Below are 26,897 nucleotides of genomic sequence, written 5' to 3'. Positions count from 1 at the left end.
ACGTTTTCATGGCCGGGGAAGCGAAAGTGGACGAACCATTCGCGGTAGAGCCTCTGCGCCATCTCCTCCAGGATCTTGATCCGTTTCAGGTTGTTCTCGATCAGGTCATCATACGCCGACAGGATCGATGCGATTTTTTTCTGGGTTGGGAGGGGTGGTAATGTAAGAACCTCGTTTTCCGCAAATGTTGACCACTGGAAACGTGATACTCCGGTATGTTGAGTGTGATATTGATCTAAATGTCCAGATTCATAAAGGTATTGAAGGTGCCAAAAAATGTATTTCGGGTCAAATATGTCCGACTCTCTAAAGCGAATGAATCTGCTGAAACTTGCACATGTCACAGGAATGCCAAAGCTGACTACCATTTCTGGTTTAAGGAAAATTGTCCTACCTGTAATTTGTCCCCTCGAACCCCCAGCACATTCTATTAGAATTTCTCCACCATGTAATTGTTTATATTCTGCCTGTTTTGCTGCAATGTATCTTATTGGAACAGTAGTAATGTCACCATCACGAACTTTATCGAAATCTGTGCCTCGAATCACAGCCATTGGGATACATCTATCAAATTTTTCAGATTTTCCCCATTCCCCATCGCGCGAAAAGTCAATAAGATCCTTTAGAACGCACTCAATCATGTTTGTTATCCCAATGCATGCAAATACGCGGAGTCCAGTTTTCAAATAGTAAGTGCATAGATTTATTGAGTATCTTCCAACAACATTGCTACATTCTCCTCAATCCGATCTTCTGTGCTACGCACCCTCACCCCATCCCTCTCCCAAGGGGAGAGGGAGTTTGTTGGTTGCCTGATCATACGTCTGTCTCCAGCAATTTCATTACGTTGTCGGATATGCGGTCTTCCAATTCCCGAGCTTCGGCGTTGAGGACCTGGAGTTCGTCGTTGAGTTCCTGCAGGCGCTCCTTGAAGTCGACGCCGTCGTCCTCCTGGACGGCGACACCGACATACCGGCCGGGGTTGAGAGACCACCCCTGGGCCTCGATCTCCTCTACGGTGGCCACCTTGCAGAGGCCGGGAACGTCGACGTAGGTCCCGTCGGGGAAGTGGGTTTCCATGAGCTCTTTACTCCCGTGGCGGTCTTCGGGTTCCTCGCCCCGGTAGAGTCTCACGATGTTGGCCAGGAACTCAAGCTGGGCGGGTTCGAAGTCCCGGTGGGCCCGGTCGATTTGCCGAAAAGTATGCCTCGCGTCTATAAACAGAACAGTGTCCCGACTGCGAACACCGTTCTGTTTACCCTCACCCCTGACCCCTCTCCCAGGGGGAGAGGGGAGGTTCTCAGATATCTTGTGGAGAGTATCTTGTGTTGAATCAATGAGGTCCTCGTTCTTGATTCTGATGACTTTGTTGCCAACGGAGGTTAGGTAGGCGTCTCTCTTTTTGTCGATTTTCTGCCTTGAGTCCTTTTCATGAACAGAACCGTCCAATTCGATGATAAGGTTGGCTTCCGGGCAGTAGAAATCCACGATGTAGTCACCAATTTGGTGTTGACGACGGAATTTCAGGTCCATGAATTGCCTGTTCCGCACTAATTGCCAGAATAGTTCCTCCGCAGGTGTTTGTTTCTTCCGCAGCTCTCTTGCCTGCTTCACGAGGTCCGAGAAGTCAAAGCCCCCGCGGAAATGTGGACCGGGAGGAAGCGAAGCTTTTGACACGCTATTACCCTCTCCCGCTGGGAGAGGGTGGCCCAAAGGGCCGGGTGAGGGTGGACAGGGAGGAAGCAAAGCTTTCTCTCTGTCCAAGAACCACAGCGTGCAGGGGAGGGTGACGGTGTAGAAGAAGTTGCTTCCCACGGCGACCATGACATCGATCAGATGGTCTTCAATCATCTGCTTCCTGATTTCCAGCTCGGAGGACCGGGCATCGCTGGCGGAGTTGGCCATGACGAAGCCGGCCCTCCCCTTTTCATTCAAGGCACTGGCGAAGATCTGGATCCAGATGTAGTTTCCGTTGTCGGTCCTGGGCAGGCCAAAGGGAAATCGCTTATCATCCCTCAGGCGTTCCTTGTCGATCCGGTCCACGTTGAAGGGCGGGTTGGCCATCACGAAGTCGAATCTGTCTTTGCTGTTGTGAAGGTCCTCGTAGTAGGTGTTGCCCTGCCGGATGTCACCTGCCAGGCCATGGACCGCGAGGTTCATCTTGCAGAGGCGGACGGTCTCGGCGACGCGCTCCTCGCCGTAGACGCTGATCTCATCGGTGGGCCTCTGCTTATGCTCCTGGACGAACCGGGCGCTCTGGACGAACATGCCCCCGGAACCGCAGGCGGGATCGAAGATCCGGCCGTGGAAGGGCTCGATGATCTCGACGATCAATTTGACGATCGAGGTGGGAGTGAAGAACTCCCCGCCCTTCTGGCCCTCCGCCCGGGCGAAGTTACCCAGGAAATATTCGTAGATCTTCCCGAAGGCGTCGCCCTCGATGTCCATGGGGATGGAAGCCATGAGCTTGAGCAGTTCCACGAGGGTGGCATTCTCCAGCCGGTTGTAGGTCTTGGGGAGGACGTCCTTCAGGTCGGGGTTTTCAGCCTCGATGGCCTTCATGGCATCGTTGATGGCCTGCCCGATGTTCCCGCCCTCTGGTAACTTAAGAAGATTCACGAAGCGGGCCGGTTCCGGCAGGTAGAGTACACCTTTCGCCTGGTAGTCGGCCTTCCCGATCTGCTTCCTGCCGGTGGATTTTCCCTCCAGCTCTTCATGCGCATGGGTAAACTTCGAGTCCGCGTACCGGAGGAAGATGAGCCCCAGGACGGGAATGGAGTACTCCGACGCCTTCAGCCGCGAGTTCGCCCTCAGCTCATCCGCCGCGCCCCATAACCTCTTTTCAATTTCACCGGTGTTATTGGCCATTCATCCGCTCTCCTTCCGGCAGAGGCATCGAAACCGACTGACATTCCCGGGAGGCCCGAAGCACTGCCCTGGCACTCTTTCTTTTCATACCTGCCTCCTGCAAAACGTTTTGCCTTTGGAGCCCTCCAGGAGCATGGTAAAAAATTACTCCCCATGGCCGGGGTTGTCAAGTGCGCACGGGATTTTTATCGGGGGACACGTAACACGTACATGTCCCCAAAAAATCCGGGACAGTTGGCTGTGAAAAACATGAATTTGTGAGATGGGCGAAAACTATGGACTGTGTTGGTTTCAGGGAATTTGAGGCGAAACCGCAGCCTTTCCCAGCGGTTTTTGCCCATCATTACAAGGACAAAAAGGGGACGGTCCCACCCCATTCCATCCTCCCCTGGTACAGTCCCTCTTTTTGTCCACTTCTGATCAGGCAGGGGGTTTTTCAACAGCCCTTTAGGCCCTATTTTTTGGGAGATGAAAATTCAGAAGAGATAGGCCAGGGCGAAGCCGACCTGGGCGGTTGTCGCGCTCTCGGTGTATCCATACGATACGTCCACCGCGACATCAGCCAAGGTTGTTTCTTGACATTCACACGCCATAGCCGATGTCCTCCAGCTTGTCCCAGACCTGCCTGCCGAAGCCTCGGCGCAGGCAGGTGATCCGGTCGGGCCTGGCTGACTGCTCCGTCTGCTCGTGCAGGGTGGCGGTCTGGTTTATCACTTTCATTCGCTTCACAACGGCTCCGTGCCTTCGCTCAAAATCGTCAGATACTGCTGATACGCAAACACGCGGTTACGGCGCAGGCCGGTGATTTCGTGCACAATCCCAAGGTGTTCCAGCGCCTGCATGGCCTTGGCAGCCGCCGGGAAAGAAAGCCCCGTGCGCTTGCAAATCTGGTTCAACGTGACAAGGGGAAGCTCACAAAGAGTGCGAAAGAGGCGCAACACGGTGGAGGTGGAGCGCCCAAGCGTCTGGATCTTCTGCTCGTCTTGTTGAAAGAGACTGACGAGCCTGCGGGCGGTTTCGACCGCATTCGAAGCCGTGTGCTCCACGCCCTCCAAAAAGAAATCCACCCATGCTTCCCAATCACCTTCGGTGCGCACCAGATCGAGTAAACGGTAGTACTCGGAGCGGTGCTGCTTGAAATACAGACTGAGATACAGCAAGGGCTGTGACAGCACGTGGTCGTGATGCAGGATGAAGGCGATCAGCAATCGTCCGATTCTTCCGTTGCCGTCCAGGAAGGGATGAATCGTCTCGAACTGGACATGGGCCAGCGCTGCTTTGATGAGAGCAGGATCGGGGCTGCCCTGGTCGTAGAGAAAGTGTTCGAGCGCCGACATGCACTCTTCCACATTCTGGGGAGGTGGAGGGACAAAGTGTGCATTCCCCGGGCGCGTGCCGCCGATCCAGTTTTGCGATCGCCGAAAATCCCCCGGAGATTTTTCGCTGCCTCTGCCGCGCGAAAGGAGGATGGCGTGCATCTCCCGTATCAAGCGATTGGAGAGAGGGAAGCCCTCTTTCATTCGAGCCATACCGTGGTTGAGCGCCGCGACATAATTGGAGACTTCCGTCACATCATCTAAAGGGACGCCCGGCGCTTCTTCCAATTCAAAGAGCAGCAGTTGAGCCAAGGATGATTGCGTGCCCTCGATTTGCGAAGAGAGCACTGCCTCACGGCGAACATAGGCATAGAGGAAAAGGTCGGGATCAGGCAAGAGTAGGGTAATGCTGTCCAGGCGCCCCAGGGCCAGCGTGGCGCGTTCCAGTAATCGCTGGCGTTGGTCGTTCAGTTCAAGGGACGGATTGGGGGGCAAGGGATGGGGGATGAAGGCCCGGATCTGTTCGCCGGCGACATTTGCTGTTACGTAAGATCCTGTCACTTTCCTTTTCATATCGCAGCGGCTCCTTGTTCAACGTTCGTTAAATAAGGCTGACCGTTATTAAAAGAAACCGGCGAATCGTTAAATAACTTTATTTCACCCGCCATAGCCGATGTCCTCCAGATTGGCCCAGATGATCCGGTCGAGCCTGGCAGACTGCTCCTCGAAGGCATCGGAAATGTATTTGAGGAAGATCAGGCCGAGCACGACGTGTTTATATTCAGCAGCATCCATGTTGGAGCGGAGCGCGTCGGCGGTCTGCCACAATTCCCGTTCGAAACCGATGTTGGCTCCGTTGTTGTTCTTGGCCATGTCAGATCTCCTCTCCGCAAAAGTATAACTGTAAAAGGTCGCTGCCTCGTTCCCCCATGTCCCTCAGCTCATCCGCCGCACCCCACAGCCTCTTTTCAATTTCGCTTGTATTGTTAGCCATGGTCAATTTTACCCCTCTACGTGGTCAGCAGATTCCTCATCCTGCTGGTTGTTCAGGTATGTGCGGCCTGCCTCGGTCAAACGGTAGCGTTGTTTACTGCTGCGTGGTTTGTCCGGGATAGTCATTTCCAACCATCCTGCTTGCAGTAGCGGTTTGAGTACCTGGTCCCTAAACTTGGTCCGGTTGGTGCGGCCGACGATTTCCAACAGATCGGTTAAAGCCTTCTCGATCAGGCAGTTTCTCAGTATTTCGACTTGGTCCCGACTTGGTCCCGACTGGGCCCCTGACTGGGCCCAAGTCTGGCCAACCTCATGCCGTACTTCAGGGTTCGGCCGGAACACAGTTGTGACAAAGTCGTTTGCCTCCCAGGTCGGCAGGGGGTAGCCTCCCTTTCGTGCTTCTTCACGGATCCTTTTTACCCCTGTTCCTGCTTTCTCAATGTATCCGATGCGGTGCAAAAGGTCGGCGATGAGTGCGTTTCGCCTGACGCTCCTGGTCCCCAGGTCTGCAAGTGTCATTCCCTTTGGCAGTCCGCCGGGGCTTACGACTTCGATCCGATCGTCATAGATTTCGACGAAGATGTTGACACCCTCCATGAACCAGTCACGGTGCATGACCGCGTTGGTGACGGCTTCTCGAAGAGCTTTCATCGGGTATTCCGGGATATTCTCACGCCTGAGTTGTTCAATCCGGTAGGCGGTACGGGTATTACGTTCAATAAAACGGAGCGCATCTTCAATATCTTTGACGATCCCTCCATCGAAGTCTTTCCGGTCGAGAATGTTGACCTTATCCGTTCCTTTTGCCAACAGGCAGGTAACGTAGGCCTGGTTAAAGAAGTGCCGCACGTTTTTGGCGAAGAAAAGGACACCGGCGTTGCGGAATAGAAGGGTTCCACCCGATCGTTCGGCCGCCTCGATGTTGACCAGCACGTCTTCGGTCTTCAACCGGCCGGTGATGCCGGATAGTTTCAGCCAGGTGTCGTACCTGTCGCGTTCGAAGTCCTGCGGATAATGAAAATCGGGGCAGGGTGTCATATCGAACCGAACCGCTCCCTCGAAGCGGAAAAAGTCAAGGATCTCCTCGCGGGTGAGTTTCTGTGTTGCGGCTCCCTGCCGCCAGAAGAATCCTTCACTGCATTGGACTGGTTTGTTTTCGCTCTCCCGTACACTGATCACAAGAATGTTATCCAGCGGTGTGATGAGAATGTTGACAGGTGGATCGCAATTGCGGGCGAGATCCTGGACTTGCGCGCGGAGGCGGTTCGAATCTCTTACTCCTGCCATCGTACCGTCGTCGCGCACACCAAGCAGGATCTTCCCCCCGATCGTATTGGCCATGGCCACCAGTTCCCGCGAGAGCGCACCTGAGAGGCTCTCCTTGAACTCCAGTGTTGTACCTTCCCCTTCCTGGATGAGGATCTCGAGATCACGTCGATTCATGGCCTCACTCCGACGCCTTCAGCCGCGAGTTCGCCCTCAGCTCATCCGCCGCACCCCATAACCTCTTTTCAATTTCGCTGGTGTTATTGACCATAACACCTCACCCAAGGAATTTTGCGATTATTCATCCTTCAATAATTCCCCCCGAGTCATAAATAAAACCTACTCCCGAAATATGTTATTGTCAAGAAATTTCTCAGTCTATTTCCTTTCACTTGATAGCTCAGCTTGCAATTTCCATTGTTCAATTAGTTTTCGTGAAATCCTTGATTTTTCGCTACCTTCCGTTTCTGAATTTTGATTCTGATTTAACCTGGGTGGGGAAAGAACATTCACCATGTCCTGCCGGGTCAGTTCACCATTATGGATCTTTTCTTTAATGTACTTCCGGAACCTCTTGTTTTGGTTGTATAGATACAGAAGGTCGTTTTGATTTCCACTTGTATCCCTGTCTATTCCACCCGTTGCACAACCGGCCCATAAAAACCCCATCCGAAACGGATTTCCCTGTGTGAAATAGAAATCGTGCTCGTGATGACGCAACAAAAAATCATTATATGCGGGAGAGGGCTCTATTAACAGTCTATGAAATCCTTGCCAAACTGGTTCATCGATCGGGGGTAACTCTTCAGGGAAAAAACAAATCATCCATGTCGATGCCCGGAATGTGCTTCCACACGAAGGACAGAACCCCGTGTACCGAAACTGATAAGTATTCATGGCAACAAAGCCCACCATAAGGAAGAGCAGGATAATACATACCGCTGTAATCCTTGCGCGCCAAGTGGACAACCGTTTGCAGATATAACGTGCGATACCCATGAGTAGTTATGGTTATTATAGCCTGATCATCTGTTGTTAATGGTTAAGTTGATTAATTCGTCTTATAATCCGGGGACACGTAACAAGTACATGTCCCCCAATAAACCCGGGACAGTCCCTAATTTTTTGGGAGATGAAAATTCAGAAGAGATAGGCCAGGGCGAAGCCGACCTGGGCGGCCATCATCATGGCGTACATGTGAGTCCAGGATGGGTGATTCTCCACGGTGGCTAGCGCGTCGGGGTCTTTCAGAAGGAGGGACACGGTGTAGATTCCCCAGAGGCACAGCCCGATGCCAAGCCCGGTGAGAATATAGGGATTTCCCGTCAGGATCGTGTGCTCGGGGGAGAGAGGGTCCTTCATCCACGCCCCCAGAGGCATGAGCAGCCAGGGGAAGATGAAGGAGGGGGAAATCATGTAGACCGCCTTACGGACGCCGTAGCGGATCGGCATGGTAATGCACCCCCCCAAACGGTCGCCTTCCATGTCGGAAAAGTCCTTCGTGGAGGATGCCCCCAGGAGAAAGAGACCGAAGATCGATCCAATAAACCAGGGTTCCGTGGAGAACATGGACGCCACAAAGGTCCAGCCCGCCACCTTCAGGAGTACTCCCCGGGGGATGGCGATCGTAATATTGGCCCAGATCCCCAGCCGTTTGGTCCGTCCAAGGAAGGGAGCGGAATAGATGAAGGTAAAGAGGAGCCCGACGAGATAGATGAAAAAGGTTTCATGTCGGATGAGCGGTGCGGAAAACTTCTGACTCCAGGTTGTGTAGGGATAGGTAACCACAAGCCATGTGGGAACCAGGGCCAGGACGTAGAGCCACAATCCATAGATCCAGGCACTGCGCATGGAGATCTCTCCCGTGACGAGGGGGCGGGACGGTTTGTTCTTCCGATCGATTTCCAGGTCATAGATCTGGTTGATGACGTTGGAGGCCGCATTGAGAAGGGAGGCGCAGAGGGAACCCAGGACGATCACAAGGACAAGGGAAAGCGTGATCCGCCTTTCCGGGTCGGGATTATGAATCGACCCGAAGGCGCATACCGCACCGGACAGGATGCCCATGAGGGGGGGGAGGAGCGTGAAGGGGCGGGTGAATCTGGAATAGAGGCCGAGTTTCATGGCGGTACCTATTGTACTAGACTTCCCTCTTACCCGGGCTTCACTCGATGAGAACCACGACCTTTCCAATGGTTTCTCTTCCCTGGAGAGCCTCATGGGCCCGGCAGATCTCGGAAAAGGGGTAGGTCTGGCCCACCACGGGACAGAGGATCTCCGATTCATATAGCTTAAGGATCTTCCTCATCGCGGCCTCGAGGAGGTCCCGGCGGGACAGGAGGAGAGAGAGGTTGAATCCCATGATGCCCCGGTTCCCTGAAACCATGGGAAAGGGATGAAGATAGGGCATCTTCACCATTTGAGCCAGGGCGCGAAGGCGGTTCAATCCTCCCCTGCCGGTCACGCTGGAGAGACCAAAGAGAACGTAGCGACCCATGGGGGCCAGCAGTTTCCAGCCGGGCCGAAAGGCCCAGCCCCCGACACCATCCAGGACGATGTCAAGGCAGGCCGGACCGAACCTTTCCCGGATCTCTCGATCGAACCGTTCCTTTCCGTAGTGAATGGCCATGTCGGCACCCAGGTTTTTGACCACCTCGCACTTGGCGTCCGAGCCGGCCGTTCCAATCATGTCCAGGTTGAAATATCGGCCCAGCTGAATGGCCGCGGTCCCGACACCTCCCGCGGCGGAATGGATGAGCACCCGCTCGCCCGGATGGCAGTTGGCGAGGTGGGAGAGGGCATGGTACGCCGTCAGGTAGGTGACCATCAGGGCTGCGGCATCGGTCCAGGGCATTGCAGTGGGAAGGACGGTTGCCAGGTCCTCCCGAAGGCAGGCGAGTTCGGCATGGCTTCCAAATCCGGTGAACCCGAGGACTCGATCCCCGATCTTGAGACGCTTTACTCCTTCTCCTGCAGCCACAACGTCTCCGGCGCACTCGAGACCCGGAACGAAGGGAACGGGTGGCGTTTTCGGATAGACACCCAGGCGGCTCATGATGTCGGCGAAATTGAGACCGACGGCCCGGACGGCAACCAGAACTTCTCCTGGACCGGGGACCGGATCGGGCCAGGTCTGAATCTCCATATTGCGGATGGAACCGTATCGCCGGACGACTGCAGCTTTCATGGCGCAAGGGTATAATAGTCCGCCGTGGATGTAAATCTCTTTGCCTACGACCTTCCCGGGGAAGCCATCGCCCAGGAGCCCGCACCGCGCGGGACTTCCAGGATGCTGGTTTCCCGAAGAGACGAAGCGACCCCCATCGACACGACGATCGGAGCGTTCTCTTCCTTTCTCCGTCCCGGGGATCTTCTCGTTCTGAACGACAGCCGGGTGATTCCGGCCAGGCTCATGGGAAGCCTTCCCACGGGGGGAAAGGTGGAGATCTTCCTGCTCAGACCGGAGACGGAGGGTCGATGGGTCGCTCTGGGAAGGCCGGGAAGGAAGCTCCTTCCCGGGGCCCGGGTCGAATTCCCCGGGGGGGATTCGATACGGATTGTCGATACAGGGGCGGAAGGCACAAGGATCGTGGAAGGCTCCGCCGATTTTCAGACGATCCTGGACCGTCACGGTCACATCCCGCTTCCCCCCTATATCCGTCGCGAGGATCGACCGGAAGACCGGACCTGGTATCAGACCGTCTATGCCAGGGCGAACGGCTCCGTGGCGGCCCCCACGGCGGGCCTTCACTTTACGCCCGATATCCTCGATTCCCTGAGAATCATGGGCATCGAGATCGTGTCGATCACCCTCCATGTTTCTATGGGCACGTTCCGTCCCGTGAAGGCGGAAGACACCCGCGATCACCCCATGGACAGGGAATCGTATCTTATTTCAGCGGAAGCTTCAGAGAAATTGAACCGGGCCATGGAGGAAGGGCGGCGAATCATCGCGGTGGGAACGACTTCCGTTCGCACCCTGGAAGCGGCCTGCATCCAGGGAAGAGGTCAAATCCTGCCCGGGGAGCGGAGCACCGATTTATTTATTGAACCCGGATTCCCATTTCAGGTGGTGGGCGGACTGTTAACGAACTTTCACCTTCCCCGCTCGACCCTCCTGATGCTGGTGTCCGCCTTTGCGGGACGGGAGCGGGTTCTCGATCTCTACGCCCACGCCCTCCAATCCGGCTACCGTTTCTATTCGTACGGGGACTGCATGCTCCTTCTCTGACAAAAACCCATTCAAAACAGGGCAGTCTTGCGCCACCCCGGGGAACATCGTACAATAAATCCGTGCTGGCTCTCCTTTTGGCATTTACGATCATCATCGATCAGGCTCCCGTTCCCGCGACAGCTTTCCCCCAGGGAGGCACGACCCTGATCGAACTTCAGCCCATCGTACGGGAACTGGGCGCCACCTTCGGCCAATTCGAACTGACCCAGGGGTGGCGGATTGAAATCGAAGGCCATACCCTTGTCTTTGGCACGGACAGTCAGTTCGTCGTCGTGGATGGTGAATTGAAATCCCTTTCCACCGCTCCCGTCATCCAGGGTGAAAAGTGCTTCCTTCCCCTCGATTTTTACGATGGAATCCTCTGCCCACTCATCGGAGCCCAGTGCAGAAGCGGAACCCAGACCCTGATTATCAGCCGCCGCACAGCTTCCGATCTTGTGATCACGGGGGTCCAGCTTCACTACCTTACGGGTTTTACGAAGCTTGTCATCATGCTTGAACAGGAGGCCACCTATTCCGTCGAGACGGAAAATGACACGGTCCGGATAGCCTTTCGACGCCCCCTCTATTTCCAGAACCCGTTGCCGGAGATCAAGGATCCCCTTGTCCGTTCGATCGTTCCGGGCCGCCAGGAAATAATTGTTCAGCTCTTAAATGCCGGATCCAATGTGAGCTCGTACACACTGCAGTCTCCCTTTCGCATCGTCCTGGATATTTCCCGGGCACCGTCCAGAGCGGTCTCTTCCACCACACCCGCACGCCAGACCCCTCCCTTGAGTCCTTCCCCGCCTTCCCGGTTTACCGTGGTACTGGATCCCGGCCACGGCGGAAAAGATACGGGAGCCAGAAATGGAGAGGGTCTGACGGAAAAGGATCTCACCCTCCGGGCGGCCTTGAAGGTGCGTCGGATTCTTGCAGATCAGTACGGCTACGATGTCGTAATGACCCGACAGGATGACATCGATATCGATCTGGATGAGCGGACCGCCAAGGCCAACGAAGTGCGGGCCCATGCCTTTATCAGCATCCATGCCAACTCCGCCCGCACCTCCTCAGCCCATGGTGCGGAAGTCTACTATCTGACCCTGGACACCGTCGATCGTCAGCTTCAGGTGCTTGCGGAGGACGAAAATCTCTCTCCGACCAGGACCGACGATATTCAGTTCATCCTTTGGGACCTGGCGCAAAGTGCCACGATTCGAGGATCCGCCAGCCTTGCCGATCTGACGGCCAGGTCGATCGCCGATGCGACCGGTTTACCGGAACGAGGCGTGAAGCAGGCGCCATTCCGCGTGTTGATGGGAGCCACCATGCCGGCGATCCTGATCGAGCTGGGATTTCTCACCAACCCCAAGGATGTGGAGATGCTTCAGTCAGAAGAGTATCTCACCCTTCAGGCACAGGCCGTTGCCGACGCGGTTCATCAATTTCAGATTCAGACGGGGGATCGTTGGTTCGTGCATTAGTCCTTGCCCTGTTCTTCGGGCTGGCGGCCTGCTCGGGCGGAAATACTCCCACCACCCTTCAGCCTCAGGAAACCGGTTCCCCCGAACAGCCCGCCTCGGGGGAGGGAAAGGCACAGATCACCTTTTTCGGTGTTAATCCGGGATCGGGATCCCTTCAACCCTTCGTTGGGGAGATTCCCGCTTTTTCATCACCGGAAAAGGGTATTCTTATCATGCTGGATTCCTATTTTGCGATGAAGTTTCCCGAACATCTGGTATCCCCTTTCCCTCGCGGCCTGCGTCCACGGGCCGTCTACTTCCCCTCCAAAGGGATGTGCGTGCTGGATCTGGAATTTCCGGAAGCCGAGCCACCGGGAATGGGAAGTGAAGAAGAATCGACCATGGTGTACGCCATTGTGAATGGGGTGAGCCTGAACTTTTCCGAAGCCCGAAGCGTGAAGATCCTCATCAATGGGAGAGAGGCCTCTCCCTTTCTTACTCACCTCGATGCTTCGGCTTTCTTTAAACCCAGAAAATAAGAAAACATCAACATTTCGTTCCGGGCAGCCTGCCCGGAGTCAGACTCCTCAGGTAAAGCCGGATCCGGTCGAAACACAGCCTCCGCCGCTGAGTCCGACGGCGGAAACCTTTTTGCGGACGTCTTCCGAGCCGCAGGACGGACAATCCACCGTCTCGGCGGAGGAAAAGACCAGCATCTCGAAGGATTCACCGCACGCCTGGCAGGCGTACTCATACAGAGGCATCAGACTTTCTCCAGGATCTCCAGAATCTTCTTTTTCGGCACGGCACCCACGAGACGATCAACGATCTGACCATCCTTGAAGAGAATCAGCGTGGGAATTCCCATGATTCCAAATTTTCCCGGGGTCATCGGATTTTCGTCGGTATTGAGCTTCGCTACTTTAACGACTCCTGCCTTCTCTTTGGCCACTTCCTTCAGGGTGGGGGCAATCATGAGACAGGGTCCGCACCAGGGTGCCCAAAAATCGAGGAGTACGGGGATATCACTGGAAAGTACCTCAGCTTCAAAGGTGCCGTCACTGATTTCTACGGGCTCATCTGCATGTTTCACATCGTTCATGGTTGCTTCTCCTTTCACGTTCTTTTTTTCATTCGTCGCGACGGGTACCGATTCCACGGGGCGACGGGCCGTGAAACGGTGGAAACTCGGTTCAGGAAGATTCGAGGCTGGACAACAGTTCCTGGTCTTTGATGATCTTGCGTTTCAGATAATCACAAATCCCGTCACAGATCAAGAAGATGCTGTCATCGCTCAGGCAGTAGTAGACGTTAAGACCGTCTTTCCTGCATGCAACCAGCCCCATTCTCCTGAGAATTCCCAGGTGCTTGGATACATTTGCCTGATGGCCCCCCGTTTCCTTCAGAATATCGGTCACCGAGCGCTCTCCTTCATGGAGACTCTGAAGAATTTTCAACCGCATCGGTTCCGACATCACTTTCAGGATTTCGGAGATTTTCGTGAGTGTTACATCGTTATACTTCATACCCGATACCTCCCTATCTATTCATAAAGTAATATAGTCATATTTTATTCCAAAATCAAGCCCTTCAGGATCCGGCCCCTTCATCCGGTCCTGCCTGATTTGGAATGATCAATCCAGATCGATATCTCGTATCGGCTTTCCGGGATCGCTTTCCTTCGATTTCTTAACGGCTTCCTTGAATTTCTCTTCGAGAAGCCGGTCTTTATCTTCCAGAGCCTTCATCTGCTGCTGAAAGATTTCATCGGACCGTTCCTTCTCGCTGTCCAGGGCCTTTAATCGATCCTCCAACGATATTTTGTTCTTTTCCCGCGACACTTCAGAAGCAAGCAGATCTCCCGTTTCCCGGTCCACCGTGAGACGGGCCTGACAGTGGGGACACGTAACATGAATCTTATCTATCTTCATGGCGTCATTATAGTCTATCTATTCGACAGAAGCCTAATTGTTTTCTGAAGGGCCGGGGCATCCGGATGGAAGGAACGGCGCTACGAGCTTCATCCCCTGAACCGGGATTGCTACAATAGAAACCGCGGTCGGGAATACGGTTCCCTGCGGACGTATTCCCCCCGTTCGGACCCAACACGGCTCAATCCGACAAGGAGGACTTCCTGATGGTTCAAAAGCTGGCATGGCTTGCATGCGCCGGGGCACTGGGAACCCTGACCCGGTACGGTCTGGCGGGATGGACGCACCGGGTACTGGGTTCGTCCTTCCCCTGGGGAACCGTCGTCGTCAACCTGACCGGTTGCTTCCTGGCAGGTTTCCTGTGGACTCTGTTCGAGCATCGGTGGCCTGTTCCCTCGGGTACCCGCACTCTCATCCTTGTTGGTTTTATGGGTGCGTTCACGACATTTTCCGCCGCAATCCTGGAGACGGGTGAGCTGATCCGGTCCGCAGAGTGGCTCTACGCAGCGGCAAATTTGCTCCTTCAAAATGGTCTCGGCCTGATCGCACTTCTGGCCGGGACCGTCCTGGCGCGAATGGTGTAAAAGGAGGCTGGTTCAATGAAACTTCCCTTCGAGGCATTTCTCCTGCGAATCTTTGTCGGTGAAAGCGATCGGGTTGAAGGCAGACCCCTCCACGAAGTTATTGTGGAAAAGGCCCGTCAGCGAGGCCTGGCAGGAGCCACGGTTCTTCGCGGGTTTCTCGGGTTCGGCGCCAACAGCCGGATCCACACATCGAAGGTACTTCGGCTCTCGGAAGATCTCCCCATCGTAATCGAAATCGTGGATACCGGCGAAAAGATCGAGGCCTTTCTTCCCGAACTGGATCACATCATTCACGAGGGCCTGGTGACGATGGAAAAGGTCCGGGTCATCGCGTACCGGCACAATCCCGGGAAAGGCGACCCTTCATGATGGACGCAGGTGCGTGAGCCGGAGCCTGCTACCTTCCTCAGAGTTCGAGGATGACCTTCTGTCCTCTGGAAACACTCAGGCGGAGATGGGCCGGCTCGCCGGGAAGGGCAATTTCCATGGTTCCGCCTGAACCTGAATAGAGAAAGGGAGACCCGGATTCAGCTTCTGCAAAGCATCGGGCCCAGGCCGATATTACGTGAGGTCCGATCCGGCAGGCTCCCCGCAGTTCCTTGATCGGGATATCGGTAATCACATTTCCAAAATGGTCAATGTGAAGGACCGTTCCGGTCCAGCAGGATCCCCTCTTTTCCGGCGGTTCGTAGCTCAGCCGTACGGGCCGGTCCAGGGGCCGGGTCATCCCATCCAGATCTTCACCGGACGCAAGCTTCGCGGCCAGGGGGGCAAAGAGATCCCGGCCATGGAAGGTCGGGGATATCTGCCCGGAAGGAGGGGTGACCACCCATCGGATGGCCAGATCCGGGATCCATTCCATGGCGAAGGTCAGGAGCCCATTGTCCGGGGCGACAATTGTGCCATGGCGGGAATGAGCCATGAGCACCTTTCTTTCGCTTCCCACACCGGGATCGACCACCGCAAGATGTACGGCCTCTCCGGGAAAGTGAATCAGCTGGCGCGCCAGGACATAGGCTCCATGCCAGATATTCCCCGGGGGAATGTCATGGGAGAGATCCACCAGGTGGATGCCGGGGCAGGAAGAGAGCAGGACGCCTTTCACCTCTCCCACATAGCTGTCGCGCCATCCGAAATCGGTCAGGAGGGTCAGGATTGGACAGGGAGGATGCCGTCCGTCAGGTTGTGACAATCAGAACCTTCCTCTCCGTCATTTCCTCCATGGCGTAGCGGACCCCCTCCCGTCCAAAGCCCGAATCCTTTGCTCCGCCATAGGGCTGATGGTCGATCCGGTACGCGGACGCCTGACCCACGACCAGACCTCCCACCTCAAGGCATTCGAAGGCCTTCCGGATCCGATAGGCGTCACGTGTAAACAGCCCGGCCTGGAGACCGTAGTCGCTGTCATTGACGGCCGCGAGGGCCCGGTCAAAATCTTCATAGGGTTCCAGAAGGGTCACGGGACCGAAGACTTCCTGGCGATAGATCTTCTGGTTCTTTCCGACGCCTTCAAGGATTGCGGGTTCCACCATGGATCCCTTCCGGTCTCCACCCGTGAGGAGAGAGGCTCCGTTCGAACATGCCTCACGGATCATCTCCTCGACACTTCGAGCCGCACTCTCCGTGATCAGGGGACCCACATCGGTATCCTCTTTCATTGGGTCTCCGGATTTCAATGCCCGCACTCCCTGAATCAACCGGCTTTTGAAGGATTCGTAACCGTCGGCATGGATATAAATCCGCTGAACCGAGATGCAGGATTGCCCCGAGTAGCCATACCCGCCCGCGATGCACTTACGGACTGCGTCTTCCACGTCCCAGTCATGGTGCACGATGACGGCGGCGTTTCCCCCCAGTTCCAACGTGACTTTCTTCTTGCCGGCCAGCCCCTTCAGGGGCCACCCGACCTGGGGAGACCCGGTGAAGGTAACCATGGCGGGCCGCGGATCGGAAATCAGCAGAGGGGCCAGTGTGGAGGCCATGGGAAGGACGGAGAGGGCCTCCGGAGGCAGGCCGGCATCATAGAGAAGGCCGGCAAGAACCAGGGAAGTCACGGGTGTTTCCGAGGAAGGCTTGAGAATCACGCTGTTGCCCGAAGCAAATGCGGGAGACAGCTTGTGGGCAACCAGGTTGAGGGGAAAGTTGAAGGGAGTGATCGCCACGATGGTCCCGATGGGAAATCGCTCCACGTAGGCCCGGGCACCCTCTCCCCAGGGGACCAGGTCGAGGGGAAGAATCTCTCCCGACACACGTCCGGCCTCGGAGGCCCCCAGTTCAAAGGTGAAGATGGCTCGATCGACTTCGGCCCGGGCTGCACGGAGGGGCTTTCCTGCCTCCTCCGAAATCGTCCGCGCAACATGCTCCCGTTTGTCTTTCAGACGCACTGCCGCACCGGTCAGGATCTCTGATCGCCGATGCAGGGGAAGAGCCTTCATGGCCTCCGCACCCCTGGCGGCCAGCGTAATGGCCGACTCCACCTCCCCCTCTCCCGCCCGGTGCACACAGGCCACAGTCTCACCGGTAAAGGGATTGACCACGGGAAGCAGATCCCCCGTGAGAACTTCCTTTCCTCCAAGGATCATCGGATGCTCAACGGTCATGGCCTCACCTCCAGGTCGACCTTCTCGACAGATACGTTTTCAGTTTCCAGCATCATAAAGGTTGATTTCCCGGTCACCCAGCCCCCCAGTTCACCGGGATTGAGATAGAGACAGCCGTCCCTTCGTACCATTTCCAGGCGGTGAGTATGTCCGTGGATCACCACGTCGGGACACTCCCGCCTGATAAGGTCTCCCTCCGTTGCAAGATCGTGAACCATGAAGATCTTCCTCCCGCCGAACTCTCCTGTGAAGGGCGGCCTCTGGATGGAGTGAATACCGGTAAAGAGGGATGCCAGACCGCCCGTTTCCCCGTCATTGTTTCCGTAGACGGCCCGGATGGGGATGGCGATCTCGAGAAAGAGCCGGGCCGTAAAGGGTGCCACGATGTCGCCCGCGTGAAGGATGAGGTCGGGCGGATGAGATGTCACATGGGACTGAAACCGTTCCACAGCTTTCAGGTTGTCGTGGGAATCACTGATGACGGCAATGCGCACGGAAAGACCTAGCCCTTCCGTCCCTTCAGCCGCTCCGCCATGGTATGCAGTTTCCAGGTACGGGACGCATAAATCTGACTCAGGATCCCGTTCAGCCGCTCGATCTCTTCAAAGGCGGCCCGCAGATGGTCCTGATGCTGGCTATTTTCCAGCTGGAGCTTTTTCAGCGCTTCTTCCCGCTCCCCCAGCTCCTCCCGGACGGCGACTACCTGATCCCTGGACTCGAGTCTTTCTTTCTCCCATTCTCCCCGCTCCCGATGGAGGGCATCGGAAACCTGTCCCAGATCGCTCCCCAGCCGATGGACTTCCCGGGAAAGCTGTTCGGAGGTCCGGCGATGGTACTGCAGTTCCCCCTCAAACTCCACGAGCTTCTCCCGGGTCTGGTCCAGGGTGATTCGAAGGCGCCTCACAACCCGTTCTTCCACCTCCGGAGACCGCTTCTCCCGGGTAAGTTCCAGAACCCTGCATCGAGCCCGGGAAAAATCCTGCCTTGAAGTGGGGTCCACGCCCAGCGTGGCTCCCTGACGGAAGTGTCGATAGGCACAGGTAACCCTTCGAACGTGGTGAAAGGGAGTCAGGGAAGAGAGCCGGATGAGAAATTCCCAATCCTCGAATAGATCGAGATCCTCCCTGAGGAGCCCGGACTGATCGATTAGGGATCTTCGGATGAGAAGGGTATGAAAGGGAATGTAGTTATCGTAGAGAAGAAGGTCCGGATCAAAGTCCCGTCCGTAGGAGAGGTGCCTTTCAGGCGGAAGGGGCGTCCCGTTATCGTCCCATCCATGGATGGTGGAGACGGCATCACTGTACACAACGCCCACATTCGCATGCCCCATTGCTCTTCGAAGTGTCTGAAAGTGCTCAGGATAGACGATATCGTCATCGTCCAGAAAGGCTACGGCATCCTGTGAGGAACGGCGCAGGCCTTCATTGGCTGCAACCCCCCGACCCCTGCAGGCGGGGAAGGAGATCACCTCCACGGGAAGGGTGGAAAACCGGCTCACGACAGGACCTGGATCCTCGCCTCCATCGTTGACGACGATCACCTGCTCGGGCGGCGCTTCGGCTTCCGAGACACTGCGAAGCGCTTCCTCCAGCAGAGAGAGACGGTTGCGCGTCCGGATAATGAGAGAAATCGAGATGGTGGGAGAGGCGGGTGCGAATGGAAGCCCCTGCGGGAAGAAATCGGTCAGAGGATGGAGAGCCGCGCTTCCCGCGGCCATGACCCGAAAGCCTTCCGCGTGGGTGGCGGGAGGCAGCAGGGTCGTGGAACGGTACGCATTGAGCCCGGCCATCTTTTCCGCGTAGTCCCGGAATGCCTGCTGGGATGAAAAAAGGGCCAGCGCGCGGGATTTTGTTTCAATCACGGAGGAAATATCGACAAGATGGTTGATCTGCTGAGGAAGGGAAATCTCCATGAAGGCCAGGGTGAGGTCCCGGATCAGCCCGAAGTCCCGATCTCCCGGCCGCAGTTCATGCAGGAGGGTAAGGAGAACCGCGGCCAGGGCACGATGGTCCGGATGGGCTTCATGGGGTCCCGGAAGGATGAGGCAGTCCGGGTTTTCTTCATGGAGGATGGAAAGGATCAGCTCTTTCAGATCCCCTTCCCGGGAGGAAAGTCCCCGATCGGGAAAGTCGTGGAAGGTCGGTTCATCGATCCCCAGTGTTTCCATTGCCTTCCGACTTTCACTCTGGCGTGTTTCAGGATCCCCCTGCTCCGATCCTCCGGTCAGGATATGGACATGAACCTTCCTGCCCTGCGCCGCAAGAAGAGCCATGGACCCTCCGGCGCCGAGAACCTCATCATCGGGATGGGGAGCCAGAACAACAAAGCGCTCTCCCGGAAGGAGGCTCGATTCATAGGGAACGTAGTTTCTTTCCTCCACGGAACCTATTCTACCTGAATCTCTCCGGCATACCCAAGGGTGGAACCGGAGAGAACCGCCAGATGGAAACGGGACCCCTGATCCGCCGGAATGGGAGGCAGAGCGGTCAGGGTATCCCCCTCCCGGACCAATCGCGCGGCGGACGGGATGAAGGAGGCGTGGGGTGAGAGGAGAAGGACATCTTCACTGTGAAGAGCGACAGAAGATCTCTCTTTCCACGCAAGGCCGGCTTCAGGAGGGGGATGGGGATAGAGAAGACGGTACCACAGGGGGAAATGAAGGTGTCGGAATCGTTGAAGGCTTTGCAGATGAGCATCTTCATAGGTCGACGGTCCCAGCGAACAGCCCACGCCGTGGTGAATTTCAGCCTCCGGAACCATCTTCAGCCTGTACCCCGATCGAATCAGCCTTCTGGCAAGATCATTCTCCTCAAAGAAGAGAAAGTACTTCGGATCAAACCCTCCAAGGGAAGTAAAGACTTCTCTCCGCATGGCCAGGATGGCGCCGGAGAGGACAGGACAATCGATGGTTTTTCCGGTCTTCCAGAATTTTGTCTGTGCTGTCAAATAGCGGAGCGTGTTCCGCCGGGGCATCCAGCGGCTCATCCATTCCGACCGAAAGGAAAGGTCATACGCGTGGGGAAGGAGCCAGTTCCTCTCCGTTCCCCACCAGAACCGGGGGCCAGCCGCGCCTACCTTCTCATTCTGTACAACCGATGTAAGCGCTTCCGTCGCCCCTTTCCCAAACACCAGGTCCGGGTTGGCCAGAAGGACGACGTCTCCCTTCGCCCGGGAAACACCATGATTGAGGCCGTCTCCATATCCCGAATTGTTCCGGACGATGAGACGGTCGATGGGAAGGGAATCCAGGGCTTCTGCCTCCCCCGCGCTTTCCGAATGATCTACGACAATGACTTCATCGCACCCGTGGGGAGAGTCCAGAAGACGGGCCAGTTCACGGGATGAAAAGTAGTTCACGACGACCAGGGAAACAGCCATGGTTTCATCCTACCCCTACCCTGCCGGTGATACAATAGTTTCATGCTGTTCAAAAAGCATTCCGCCGCTCTGGCTCTGGGTGGAGGAGGCGCCCGGGGCCTGGCCCATATTGGTGTTCTGCGTGCCCTGGAAAAGCTGGATATCCGGCCTGCCTTCATCGCGGGAACGAGCATGGGGGCCATCGTTGGATCGCTCTATGCCCTGGGAATGGACGCCTATCAGATCGAAACCCATATCAAAGCCTTTCTGAAGAGCGATGCCTATCGGAGGTCGGGTCTTTCCCGGTTAAAGCGGCAGGAGAACCCTTCGGCCCTCGGAATCCTGGGACAGAGAATCCGGGACCGGGTCATGCTCCACATCTCCCTGGCCAAGCAAAGTGTCTTTGAACAGAAACGCCTGATCCACGCTGTCGAGGAACTTGTACCCGATCTGACGTTTGATGCCACAGTCATTCCCTTTGTTGCCGTGGCATCCGACATCGCTACGGGAAGGAGGATCGAACTGGACCGGGGTCTCCTGCGGGACGCCATTCTGGCCTCTTCCAGCATCCCCGGGGTCTTCCCTCCACTCCGGAGGAACTCCATGCACCTTCTGGACGGATGTGTCACGGACGTGGTTCCGGTCATGACGGCTCGTTCCCGGGCCCGGGAACCCGTGATCGCGGTCCACGTCGGTGAGGGCCTGGCTCCCATGGCCGATGATGAAAATATCTTCGAGACCCTGCAGCGCTCTCACCAGATCACCTCCATGGAATTGACCCGTCTACACCTGGAGCGGGCCGACCTGGCCCTGACTCCGGAAGTTACATCCATACCCTGGTACGATTTCGAGGAAATCGATTCCCTGATTGACAGGGGAGAAGCGTGCGCGATGGACGCTCTTCCCCGCTGGAGGGAGTCCGGGTTTTCATCTCTGCTGCGGAGATTTCGAAAGCGATAACCCCCGCAAATCCATGGACGCGTCGCGGGCCGTATGTTATCCTACGGTTCCATGCGCCGTTCCCGGAAAATCCTGATCCTTCTGGCCCTTCCCATTCTTCTGGGCGCCCTCGCCGGGGTCCTGACGGGTCGGGTCTTCGAGGTTCCCAAAGTGGAGGGAGTCACACGCCTGGCTCCACCTCGAACCACACAGCTCTACGCCCGGGACGGGAAGATCTTTGCCCGGTATGCCATCGAAGAAAGAATTCCCCTGCGCCCGGACGAGATTCCCTTTATGGTCCGAGCCTGTGTCCTGGCTGCGGAAGATTCCGAGTTTTACACCCACGGTGGAATTCATATCAAGAGCATTGTCCGGGCCATTCTGAGCGACATTCGAAGCGGCAGTTATTCCCAGGGAGGCAGTACAATCACCCAGCAGCTTGCCCGCGAACTCTACCTGACCAAAAAAAAGACGATCAAACGAAAGATCGAAGAAGCCATCCTGACCTTTGACCTTGAAAAGCGGCTCACCAAGGATGAAATCCTGGCCATGTACTGCAACATGGTCTACCTGGGTTCGGGCAGTTATGGAATTGCGGCAGCATCGAAGCGGTACTTCAACAAGAGCCCGGATCAGCTCCTCATCCACCAGGCCGCACTCCTGGCCGGCCTGCCCCAGGGTCCCAGCCGTTATAATCCCTTTCAGTACCCGGATCGGGCCATAGGACGAAGAAACTGGGTCATTCAGCGCCTCCAGCGCATCGGATACTTAACGGCAGAGCAGGCGAAACAGATCCAGGCGCGCCCCCTTGACCTCCGCCCGGAGAATCCGGCCGAGCTCACAGGTAAGTATTTTGCCGAGGAGATCCGTCGTCACCTCGAACGGACCTACGGTCCTGAAGCCCTTTACCAGCAGGGTCTTCAGGTCCAGACTACGCTGGACATGAACCTTCAGCGTGTTGCGGAAGCCGCCCTGAAGCGCCAGCTTCACGTCATCGATGAGAAGAAGGGGTACCGGGCGGAAGGAATCGTGAATGTTTCCAAGGAAAATCCCGACCTGCAGACCTACCGCCATTCTTCCTGGAGAGGACTCTCCCACCTCGTTCCCGACCGCCTTTACGACGGTCTCGTTGTGCGAAGGGATGACCGCACCGCCACGGTCCGGATCGCTTCGTTCTCCTTCACTCTGGAACCTTCAGGTTACGATTGGATCGGGAAACCGCTGAACCGGCTCCTCCAGGTGGGAGATATTGCCAGGTTCTATCTCAACGAGGATAAGACCCTCCGCCTTTCCCAGGTTCCCCTGACCCAGGGAGCCGTTGTCGTCCTGGATAATGCCTCCGGCCAGGTTCTGGCCATGGTGGGAGGGTATGATTTTTCCCTTTCAGAATGGAACCGGGCCACGCAGGCCATGCGTCAGCCGGGAAGCGCGTTTAAACCCTTCGTCTACGCTACGGCCCTGGAGCAGGGTTGGTCCTGGGCCGACACGATCTTTGACAGTCCGATCTACCTCATCTCCGAAACGGGTAATCCCGACTACAGCCCCACAAACTATTACAAGCGTTACTACGGTATTGTCACACTGCGGGACGCACTGGAGCGCTCTCTCAATGTCTGCGCCGTCAAGCTCTTTTTACTTGTAGGCCCGGAGAATGTCATCCGGACCGCAAAGGCCTGCGGCATCACCTCATCCATCCCGCCCTACGCTTCGTCCGCACTGGGCGCCGCCGACATAACTCCGATGGAACTGACGGCGGCCTACACCGTCTTTCCCAATCTGGGGACCCATGTCGAACCGTACCTGATCACCTCGATCACCCGGAATGGCGCCCTCCTGGAACAGCACGCACCCGAAACGACCGCTTCCCTTCACCCCACGATCGCCTACCTGACCAGTTCATGTCTGGAGGGAGTGATTCAGCGGGGAACCGGGGTCGCGGCCCGATCGATCCCTCTTCCCCTTGCCGGCAAGACAGGAACGACCAATGCCTATACCGACGCATGGTTTGTCGGGTATTCTCCCTCCTATACCGTCGGAGTGTGGGTGGGGAATGAGACCAAGATTCCTCTTGGAAAACGAATGCCCGGTGCCGAAGCCGCCCTTCCGGTCTGGAAATCCGTCATGGAATACATCGCACGGGAAGGCCTGGAACCGGTTGAGTCCTTTTCGGTTCCGCCGGGCCTTGCCTTCGCCCGGATCGATCGCACGACCGGTCTTCTTGCCTCCTCTTCCTGCCCCTCGGTCATTCAGGAGGCCTTTCTTCCCGGGACCCAGCCCACCGAGATCTGCAGTGACGAGTGGCACCGCATCATCCAGCTGCCTTACTACCTCCAGTTTCAGTTTTACGAGCCCAAACCCGGAGAAATCATGGGGACTGAATACACGGAAAAGGTCCGGACGCTTATCGAAGAGGGCTACTTTGATGAAGAGAAGGAAGGAGAGAATCATTGATCCATCTGTATCTGGCTGCATTGCTGATTGCATCTCCCGCGGACCCCTGCCGGCTCTTTCAGCAGATCCAGGATTTCTCGATTCTCAAGGTACCCGATGCCGGACTGAATCGGGAACGTGCGGCCCTTCAGGCCAGTCATTCCGCCTGTGACCGCCTCTACTTCCCGGAGCTCTCCCGGTTTCCCCATGATGAAAATGTCTACCGTGACTATTTCGCCAGCGCCGCTCAGGATCCCGCCATCCTGGCCCTGATCCTGGAACGCTTTGACGAGCTCTATCCCTTCCTTCCTTCACAGTATCAGGATCCCTTCGCCATGCTGGAACGGCTCTTCTGGGCCAATGACCTTCCCGATCCCGCCCCCTGCCCCTGTTCCCCGTTACGATCCCGGGTTCATTTCCGGGGATTCGCGGACGAAATCGCTTCGGGATGTTACCGGCTGATCCTCTTCTTCACACTGCCCCCCTCTCCCACCGAGCACACCATCGAGTTCTCCTTCGATGACCCCAGGTTCTTCTCCATTATCAGCCAGAATTTCGCAAAGATCGTGCGGGATCACGACCTTGACCATCTTGAACGGGTGCTATACACCGATACGATGCCCGACACACGAACCGAACCGGGACAACCCATCCGCCGTCGTCCCCGACGTCCCTCTTGATTTTCGTATAATTTTCGCATATCATGCATCCATGCTGGGCTGTCTGGACCTGGATGCCTTCTTTGTGGCCGTGGAACGAATCCGTGATCCATCCCTCCGTGGCCGTCCCGTCATTGTGGGGGGAGATCCCGAAGGACGGGGCGTGGTCTGTTCCGCCTCCTACGAGGCCCGGGCTTTCGGCGTCCATTCCGGCATGGCTTCAGCCACGGCCCGCCGTCTCTGCCCCGGGGCCGTCTTCCTTCCCCCCGATGGCCAGGCCTGCCTGGATTACTCCCGGAACGTGGGCCTGGTCCTTCAAAAATACAGTCCCCTCGTGGAACAGGCCTCCATTGACGAATTCTTTTTCAGCCTGGACGGCTGTGAACGTCTCTACCGACAGGACCTTCCCTCCGCGGGAAATCGAATCCGGGGGGAAATCCGGGCCATGGGCCTTACAGCCTCCATCGGGTTCGGCTCTTCGCGGGCCACGGCCAAGATTGCGTCCACCCTGGCCAAACCGGACGGACAGCTTGCGGTTCTGCCGGGACAGGAAGCGCTCTTTCTCTCCCCCTTCCCCGTTGAAACGCTTCCGGGTGTCGGCCCGAAGGCACGGAAAACCCTTGGAGAACTGGGCCTGAAAACGGTGGGAGACATCCAGCGTCTCTCTCCGGCCCTCCTCGCCGCCGCCCTGGGACGCCACGGCATCTCCCTCCATGAACGGGCCTCCGGGCAGGGATCGGCGACCTTGCACGCTCACCACGAACACAGGGGAATGTCCGCCGAGGACACCTTTCCCGAAGACATCACGGATATGCGCACCCTCCTGACACGCCTCTTCTGGCTGACGGAAAAGGTTGTCTACCGGATGCGCAAAAAAGGCATGGCCTGCCGGACCATCACCGTCAAGATTCGCTACGGGGACTTTGTGACGGCAACCCGCTCCGGGACCCTTCCCGTCCCCACCGATGCCTATCCCCTCCTTCGCACCCGGGTGGAGGAGCTCTTTACCGGCCTCTATGAGAGGCGGCTCCGGGTTCGGCTCGTCGGGGTTGCCCTTTCCAACCTTACCGGGGGGCGGCAGCGTTCCCTGGTCCACATCCGTCGGGAACTTCTGGAAGAGACTGTGGATCGCCTTCGGGACCGGCACGGCCTGAAAGCCATTTCCATGGGAAGCTCGTGACCGAAATTCATTCCATACCCTATCGGATCGAAGGACGACATCTCGTCAGCATGAACCCGGAACGGGCCCTCTTTCACCAGAATCGTGTCCCTTCCCTGGAAAAACCCTCCGCCCCTTCGATTCTTACCTGGGTCCTGGCCGTGGCCGTACCGCTCCTTGTCCCGGTATTTCTCTTCTCACCCCTGAAGGGAGAGCTACCCCCAGGCCCCATGATTCTGACTTCCCTTGCCGGGTTCATCGCTCTGGGCCTGGTCATTCGATATCTCCGGGCCCGGCATCGCTACTGTTCACGGCTTCACACCTTTACCGGAGGAACATTTTCCGTGACCTTTGATCGGCGATGGAAACGGATGATCCTTGCGGGCCCCATCGATCCCCGGGAAGCAGAACCTCCTCCGGAGGAACATACGGTCATGACACTTCCTCTGAATCGTGCCCACCTTCACCGCTCCCTTCACCCGACTCACCCCTTTTCCGACATGGGATACGAGGCCGACGATTACCGGGCCGTTTCCCTTTCGTATCGAATCGATTCGGGAGACAGACCACCTCTGCCCGATTTCGAGGGAGACTTCGATCTGCTTTCCGATCTCCAACCCGATTTTCGCTGGTATGTCACGATCGATCATCCCGAGCTGGCAAGACGCGAATCCGAGGCGCAGGCCCTTCTATCCGGAAATGATCCGGGCTCTTGTTGACACGACATCCCTGAAACCTGTACTATATCGATAGATTTGTTTGAAAGGGAGGATCTTATGACCGATGAACCCACCAATCAGGATGAGCAGGTAACCCCGGAAGCCCCGGAAACTGAAGCGGCGGAGCCTACCCCTCCTCCCGTTCCCACAGCCGGCGGAGATGGTCCCCCGAGCGAAGCCCGGACCTGGGCCATGCTCGCCCACATTCTCACGCTCTGCGGCATCATTATTCCCTTTGGAAACATTCTCGCTCCCCTGATCATCTTTCTGATCAAGAGGGATGAGTTTCCCTTTGTGAGTGACCAGGCCAAGGAATCGCTGAACTTCCAGATCACGGTCAGCATTGCTGCCATCATCTGCATCCCGCTCATCTTTGTCTGTATTGGAATTCCCCTGA

At 56.7% G+C, this 26,897-nt stretch carries 28 protein-coding genes and 1 pseudogene; 11 read left to right on the top strand and 18 right to left on the bottom strand.

What is annotated here, in order from left to right:
• From PLD04_14525 to PLD04_14485, 9 genes and pseudogenes are all read right to left on the bottom strand, one after another.
• Positions 1-641, bottom strand: a 641-nt coding sequence (locus PLD04_14525) for a restriction endonuclease subunit S (GenBank protein ID HXK69541.1), incomplete at its 3' end; no start/stop codon positions are given.
• Between the two features lie 175 nt (positions 642-816).
• On the bottom strand, positions 817-2,868 hold the full coding sequence (locus PLD04_14520; GenBank protein ID HXK69540.1) for an N-6 DNA methylase: 2,052 nt from the start codon (positions 2,866-2,868) through the stop codon (positions 817-819).
• A 582-nt stretch (positions 2,869-3,450) separates the two neighbouring features.
• The gene (locus PLD04_14515) at positions 3,451-3,597 is read right to left on the bottom strand and encodes a hypothetical protein (GenBank protein HXK69539.1); all 147 of its coding nucleotides are present in this window, start codon (positions 3,595-3,597) and stop codon (positions 3,451-3,453) included.
• Positions 3,594-4,757: a Fic family protein gene (locus PLD04_14510; GenBank protein ID HXK69538.1), complete on the bottom strand. Its 1,164-nt coding sequence runs from the start codon at positions 4,755-4,757 to the stop codon at positions 3,594-3,596. Before PLD04_14510 ends, PLD04_14515 begins: the two co-directional genes overlap by 4 nt.
• A gap of 132 nt (positions 4,758-4,889) precedes the next feature.
• Positions 4,890-5,057: pseudogene (locus PLD04_14505) on the bottom strand (type I restriction-modification system subunit M N-terminal domain-containing protein).
• Positions 5,058-5,186: 129 nt separating this feature from the next.
• Positions 5,187-6,620, bottom strand: coding sequence for an ATP-binding protein (locus PLD04_14500; protein HXK69537.1), 1,434 nt, complete (start codon positions 6,618-6,620; stop codon positions 5,187-5,189).
• A gap of 201 nt (positions 6,621-6,821) precedes the next feature.
• Complete coding sequence (locus PLD04_14495; GenBank protein HXK69536.1) at positions 6,822-7,442, bottom strand: hypothetical protein; 621 nt, start codon at positions 7,440-7,442, stop codon at positions 6,822-6,824.
• A gap of 141 nt (positions 7,443-7,583) precedes the next feature.
• Positions 7,584-8,567 (bottom strand): UbiA family prenyltransferase, encoded by a 984-nt coding sequence (locus PLD04_14490; protein ID HXK69535.1) that lies wholly within the window; start codon positions 8,565-8,567, stop codon positions 7,584-7,586.
• Positions 8,568-8,607: 40 nt separating this feature from the next.
• On the bottom strand, positions 8,608-9,630 hold the full coding sequence (locus tag PLD04_14485; GenBank protein ID HXK69534.1) for a zinc-binding dehydrogenase: 1,023 nt from the start codon (positions 9,628-9,630) through the stop codon (positions 8,608-8,610).
• Positions 9,631-9,654: 24 nt separating this feature from the next.
• Between PLD04_14485 and queA the strand changes: the two genes are divergently transcribed.
• The 3 genes from queA (at position 9,655) to PLD04_14470 (ending at position 12,661) form a co-directional block, all read left to right on the top strand.
• A complete protein-coding gene (queA, locus tag PLD04_14480; protein HXK69533.1) occupies positions 9,655-10,674 on the top strand; it encodes a tRNA preQ1(34) S-adenosylmethionine ribosyltransferase-isomerase QueA in 1,020 nt (339 codons plus the stop codon).
• Positions 10,675-10,736: 62 nt separating this feature from the next.
• Positions 10,737-12,143, top strand: a complete 1,407-nt coding sequence (locus PLD04_14475) for an N-acetylmuramoyl-L-alanine amidase (protein HXK69532.1) — start codon at positions 10,737-10,739, stop codon at positions 12,141-12,143.
• Positions 12,128-12,661: a GerMN domain-containing protein gene (locus PLD04_14470; protein ID HXK69531.1), complete on the top strand. Its 534-nt coding sequence runs from the start codon at positions 12,128-12,130 to the stop codon at positions 12,659-12,661. The genes PLD04_14475 and PLD04_14470 overlap by 16 nt, the downstream gene beginning before the upstream one ends.
• A 48-nt stretch (positions 12,662-12,709) precedes the next feature.
• On the opposite strand, the gene PLD04_14465 is transcribed toward PLD04_14470, so the two are convergent.
• The 4 genes from PLD04_14465 to PLD04_14450 all read right to left on the bottom strand — a co-directional run bounded on the left by PLD04_14465 (position 12,710) and on the right by PLD04_14450 (position 14,053).
• A complete protein-coding gene (locus PLD04_14465; GenBank protein HXK69530.1) occupies positions 12,710-12,886 on the bottom strand; it encodes a zinc ribbon domain-containing protein in 177 nt (58 codons plus the stop codon).
• Complete coding sequence (trxA, locus tag PLD04_14460) at positions 12,886-13,224, bottom strand: thioredoxin (protein ID HXK69529.1); 339 nt, start codon at positions 13,222-13,224, stop codon at positions 12,886-12,888. Before trxA ends, PLD04_14465 begins: the two co-directional genes overlap by 1 nt.
• 91 nt (positions 13,225-13,315) lie before the next feature.
• On the bottom strand, positions 13,316-13,648 hold the full coding sequence (locus PLD04_14455) for a metalloregulator ArsR/SmtB family transcription factor (GenBank protein HXK69528.1): 333 nt from the start codon (positions 13,646-13,648) through the stop codon (positions 13,316-13,318).
• 108 nt (positions 13,649-13,756) lie between these two features.
• On the bottom strand, positions 13,757-14,053 hold the full coding sequence (locus tag PLD04_14450) for a 2-nitropropane dioxygenase (GenBank protein HXK69527.1): 297 nt from the start codon (positions 14,051-14,053) through the stop codon (positions 13,757-13,759).
• Positions 14,054-14,259: 206 nt separating this feature from the next.
• On the opposite strand from PLD04_14450, the gene PLD04_14445 reads away from it, so the two are divergent.
• Positions 14,260-14,637, top strand: coding sequence for a CrcB family protein (locus PLD04_14445; protein ID HXK69526.1), 378 nt, complete (start codon positions 14,260-14,262; stop codon positions 14,635-14,637).
• Between the two features lie 15 nt (positions 14,638-14,652).
• Positions 14,653-15,006 (top strand): DUF190 domain-containing protein, encoded by a 354-nt coding sequence (locus tag PLD04_14440; GenBank protein HXK69525.1) that lies wholly within the window; start codon positions 14,653-14,655, stop codon positions 15,004-15,006.
• 37 nt (positions 15,007-15,043) lie between these two features.
• Here PLD04_14440 and PLD04_14435 read toward each other — a convergent pair whose 3' ends face one another.
• The 5 genes from PLD04_14435 to PLD04_14415 are packed head-to-tail and all read right to left on the bottom strand — an operon-like array spanning position 15,044 to position 20,615.
• Positions 15,044-15,829 carry an SAM-dependent chlorinase/fluorinase gene (locus tag PLD04_14435; GenBank protein ID HXK69524.1) on the bottom strand — a complete coding sequence of 262 codons (786 nt, stop codon included), beginning with the start codon at positions 15,827-15,829 and terminating at the stop codon, positions 15,044-15,046.
• Entirely contained in the window at positions 15,816-17,237 is a 1,422-nt protein-coding gene (locus PLD04_14430) for an aldehyde dehydrogenase family protein (protein HXK69523.1), read from the bottom strand. Before PLD04_14430 ends, PLD04_14435 begins: the two co-directional genes overlap by 14 nt.
• Complete coding sequence (locus tag PLD04_14425; GenBank protein HXK69522.1) at positions 17,234-17,731, bottom strand: metallophosphoesterase; 498 nt, start codon at positions 17,729-17,731, stop codon at positions 17,234-17,236. The genes PLD04_14430 and PLD04_14425 overlap by 4 nt, the downstream gene beginning before the upstream one ends.
• A gap of 8 nt (positions 17,732-17,739) precedes the next feature.
• On the bottom strand, positions 17,740-19,617 hold the full coding sequence (locus PLD04_14420; GenBank protein ID HXK69521.1) for a PIG-L family deacetylase: 1,878 nt from the start codon (positions 19,615-19,617) through the stop codon (positions 17,740-17,742).
• 5 nt (positions 19,618-19,622) lie between these two features.
• Complete coding sequence (locus PLD04_14415; GenBank protein ID HXK69520.1) at positions 19,623-20,615, bottom strand: glycosyltransferase family 2 protein; 993 nt, start codon at positions 20,613-20,615, stop codon at positions 19,623-19,625.
• A gap of 42 nt (positions 20,616-20,657) precedes the next feature.
• Between PLD04_14415 and PLD04_14410 the strand changes: the two genes are divergently transcribed.
• The 6 genes from PLD04_14410 to PLD04_14385 form a co-directional block, all read left to right on the top strand.
• Positions 20,658-21,554: a patatin-like phospholipase family protein gene (locus tag PLD04_14410; GenBank protein ID HXK69519.1), complete on the top strand. Its 897-nt coding sequence runs from the start codon at positions 20,658-20,660 to the stop codon at positions 21,552-21,554.
• Between the two features lie 51 nt (positions 21,555-21,605).
• Complete coding sequence (locus tag PLD04_14405; protein ID HXK69518.1) at positions 21,606-23,984, top strand: PBP1A family penicillin-binding protein; 2,379 nt, start codon at positions 21,606-21,608, stop codon at positions 23,982-23,984.
• Positions 23,981-24,643 carry a hypothetical protein gene (locus tag PLD04_14400; GenBank protein HXK69517.1) on the top strand — a complete coding sequence of 221 codons (663 nt, stop codon included), beginning with the start codon at positions 23,981-23,983 and terminating at the stop codon, positions 24,641-24,643. Before PLD04_14405 ends, PLD04_14400 begins: the two co-directional genes overlap by 4 nt.
• Before the next feature lie 31 nt (positions 24,644-24,674).
• On the top strand, positions 24,675-25,802 hold the full coding sequence (dinB, locus tag PLD04_14395) for a DNA polymerase IV (GenBank protein ID HXK69516.1): 1,128 nt from the start codon (positions 24,675-24,677) through the stop codon (positions 25,800-25,802).
• On the top strand, positions 25,799-26,500 hold the full coding sequence (locus tag PLD04_14390) for a hypothetical protein (GenBank protein HXK69515.1): 702 nt from the start codon (positions 25,799-25,801) through the stop codon (positions 26,498-26,500). Before dinB ends, PLD04_14390 begins: the two co-directional genes overlap by 4 nt.
• A gap of 57 nt (positions 26,501-26,557) precedes the next feature.
• The coding region (locus tag PLD04_14385; GenBank protein HXK69514.1) for a DUF4870 domain-containing protein at positions 26,558-26,897 on the top strand (340 nt) is incomplete at its 3' end.

The organism is Thermoanaerobaculia bacterium (assembly GCA_035593605.1).
Classification (GTDB): domain Bacteria; phylum Acidobacteriota; class Thermoanaerobaculia; order UBA2201; family DAOSWS01; genus DAOSWS01.
The sequence above is the reverse complement of the archived record's forward strand: the minus strand, read 5'-3'. Positions and strand labels throughout refer to the sequence as shown.